Annotated in this window: 3 protein-coding genes; all 3 read left to right on the top strand. The window is 65.1% G+C overall.

The window, feature by feature from the left end; translation table 11 throughout:
• A partial coding sequence (locus B4L76_RS01800; RefSeq protein ID WP_296230059.1) for an acetyl-CoA C-acyltransferase occupies nt 1–1,074 on the top strand: 1,074 nt, incomplete at its 5' end.
• Nucleotides 1,075–1,082: 8 nt separating this feature from the next.
• Nucleotides 1,083–2,210 (top strand): acyl-CoA dehydrogenase, encoded by a 1,128-nt coding sequence (locus tag B4L76_RS01795; RefSeq protein WP_296230058.1) that lies wholly within the window; start codon nt 1,083–1,085, stop codon nt 2,208–2,210.
• A 13-nt stretch (nt 2,211–2,223) separates the two neighbouring features.
• The coding region (locus tag B4L76_RS01790; protein ID WP_296230057.1) for an enoyl-CoA hydratase-related protein at nt 2,224–2,627 on the top strand (404 nt) is incomplete at its 3' end.

The raw sequence follows: 2,627 nt of genomic DNA, 5'->3' as shown, positions 1-2,627 counted from the left end.
TACACGACGCTCTTCCGTTCCGATGCCGGCAGTGTCGAGCAGGTCCTGTTCGGCTGCGTGCTGCCGGCCGGCCAGGGCCAGGCGCCGGCCCGCCAGGCGGCGCTGGGTGCCGGGCTGGACAGACACACCACCTGCACCACCCTGAACAAGATGTGCGGGTCGGGCATGCAGGCGGCGATCATGGCCCATGACCTGCTGCTGGCCGGCACCGCCGATGTGGTAGTGGCCGGTGGCATGGAAAGCATGACCAATGCCCCCTACCTGCTGGACAAGGCCCGTGGCGGCTATCGCATGGGCCACGGCCGGGTCATCGACCATATGTTCATGGACGGCCTGGAAGACGCCTACGACAAGGGCCGGCTGATGGGCACCTTCGCCGAAGACTGCGCCCAGGCCAATGCCTTCAGCCGTGAGGCCCAGGACCAGTTCGCCATCGCCTCGCTGACCCGTGCCCAGGCGGCGATCAGCAATGGCCGTTTCGCTGCCGAGATCGTCCCTGTGGAAGTCACCGAGGGCAAGGAAAAGCGCCTGGTCAAGGATGACGAGCAGCCGCCCAAGGCCCGCCTGGACAAGATCCCGCAGCTCAAGCCGGCGTTCCGCGAAGGCGGTACGGTGACGGCGGCCAACTCCAGTTCGATTTCCGACGGTGCCGCGGCGCTGGTGCTGATGCGCCGCTCCGAAGCCGACAAGCGTGGCCTCAAGCCGCTGGCGGTGATCCATGGCCATGCCGCTTTCGCCGACACCCCGGCACTGTTCCCCACCGCTCCGATCGGAGCCATCGACAAGCTGGTGAAACGCACCGGCTGGAACCTGGCCGAGGTTGACCTGTTCGAGATCAACGAGGCCTTCGCCGTGGTTACCCTGGCGGCCATGAAGCACCTCGACCTGCCACATGACAAGGTCAACATCCACGGTGGTGCCTGCGCCCTTGGCCACCCGATCGGCGCCTCCGGCGCACGCATCCTGGTGACCCTGCTGTCGGCCCTGCGCCAGAACAACCTGCGCCGCGGAGTGGCGGCCATTTGCATCGGCGGTGGCGAAGCCACGGCCATGGCTGTCGAATGCCTGTACTGAGGTGAACCATGCTGGTAACTGACGAACAACAACAGATCGCCGACGCGGTGCGCGCCTTCGCCCAGGAGCGCCTGAAGCCGTTTGCCGAGCAATGGGACAAGGAACATCGCTTCCCCAGGGAGGCCATCGCCGAGATGGCCGAGCTGGGGCTGTTCGGCATGCTGGTGCCGGAGCAATGGGGGGGCAGCGACACCGGATATGTGGCTTACGCCATGGCCCTGGAGGAAATCGCCGCTGGAGATGGCGCCTGCTCGACCATCATGAGCGTGCACAACTCGGTAGGTTGCGTGCCGATCCTGCGCTTTGGCAGCGAGCAGCAGAAAGCGCAGTTCCTGACTCCGCTGGCCAGCGGCGCGATGCTCGGCGCCTTCGCCCTGACCGAACCCCAGGCCGGCTCCGATGCCAGCAGCTTGAAGACGCGTGCGCGCCTGGATGGCGACCACTATGTGCTCAACGGCAGCAAGCAGTTCATCACCTCCGGGCAGAACGCCGGGGTGGTGATCGTATTCGCTGTCACCGACCCGGACGCCGGCAAACGCGGCATCAGCGCCTTCATCGTGCCCACCGATTCACCGGGTTACCAGGTGGCGCGGGTCGAGGACAAGCTTGGTCAGCACGCTTCCGACACCTGCCAGATCGTTTTCGATAATGTGCGCGTGCCGGTGGCCAACCGCCTGGGTGCGGAGGGCGAGGGCTACAAGATTGCCCTGGCCAACCTAGAAGGCGGCCGTATCGGCATTGCCGCGCAAGCGGTGGGCATGGCTCGTGCGGCGTTCGAAGTGGCGCGCGACTATGCCAACGAGCGGCAAAGTTTCGGCAAGGTGCTGGTCGAACACCAGGCCGTGGCGTTCCGCCTGGCCGACATGGCGACGAAGATCGCCGTGGCCCGGCAGATGGTGCTGCACGCCGCCGCGTTGCGCGATGCCGGGCGTCCGGCACTGGTGGAAGCATCGATGGCCAAGCTGTTTGCCTCGGAAATGGCCGAAAAGGTCTGTTCGGATGCCTTGCAGACCCTGGGCGGTTATGGCTATCTGAGCGACTTCCCGCTGGAGCGTATCTACCGCGACGTTCGGGTTTGCCAGATCTACGAAGGCACCAGCGACATTCAGCGCATGGTCATTGCGCGCAATCTTTGAAGGAGCAGACTGCATGGCATTCGAAACCATCCTGTTGGACATCCACGGCAAGGTCGGCCTGATTACCCTGAACCGCCCGCAGGCGCTGAACGCGCTGAATGCGCAGATCGTCGGCGAGATCAACCAGGCCCTGGACCAGCTCGAGCGGGACCCGAACATCGGTTGCGTGGTGCTGACCGGTTCCGCCAAGGCCTTCGCCGCCGGCGCCGACATCAAAGAAATGGCTGAGCTGCAATACCCGCAGATCTACGTCGACGACCTGTTCAGCGATGCCGACCGCATTGCCAACCGGCGCAAGCCGATCATTGCCGCGGTGTCCGGCTTTGCCCTGGGCGGTGGCTGCGAGCTGGCGATGATGTGTGACTTCATCCTGGCGGCGGACAATGCCAAGTTCGGCCAGCCGGAAATCAACCTCGG

Origin of the sequence: Pseudomonas sp. UBA4617, from assembly GCF_002386445.1 — a bacterium.
GTDB lineage: Bacteria > Pseudomonadota > Gammaproteobacteria > Pseudomonadales > Pseudomonadaceae > Aquipseudomonas.
The sequence above is the reverse complement of the archived record's forward strand: the minus strand, read 5'-3'. Positions and strand labels throughout refer to the sequence as shown.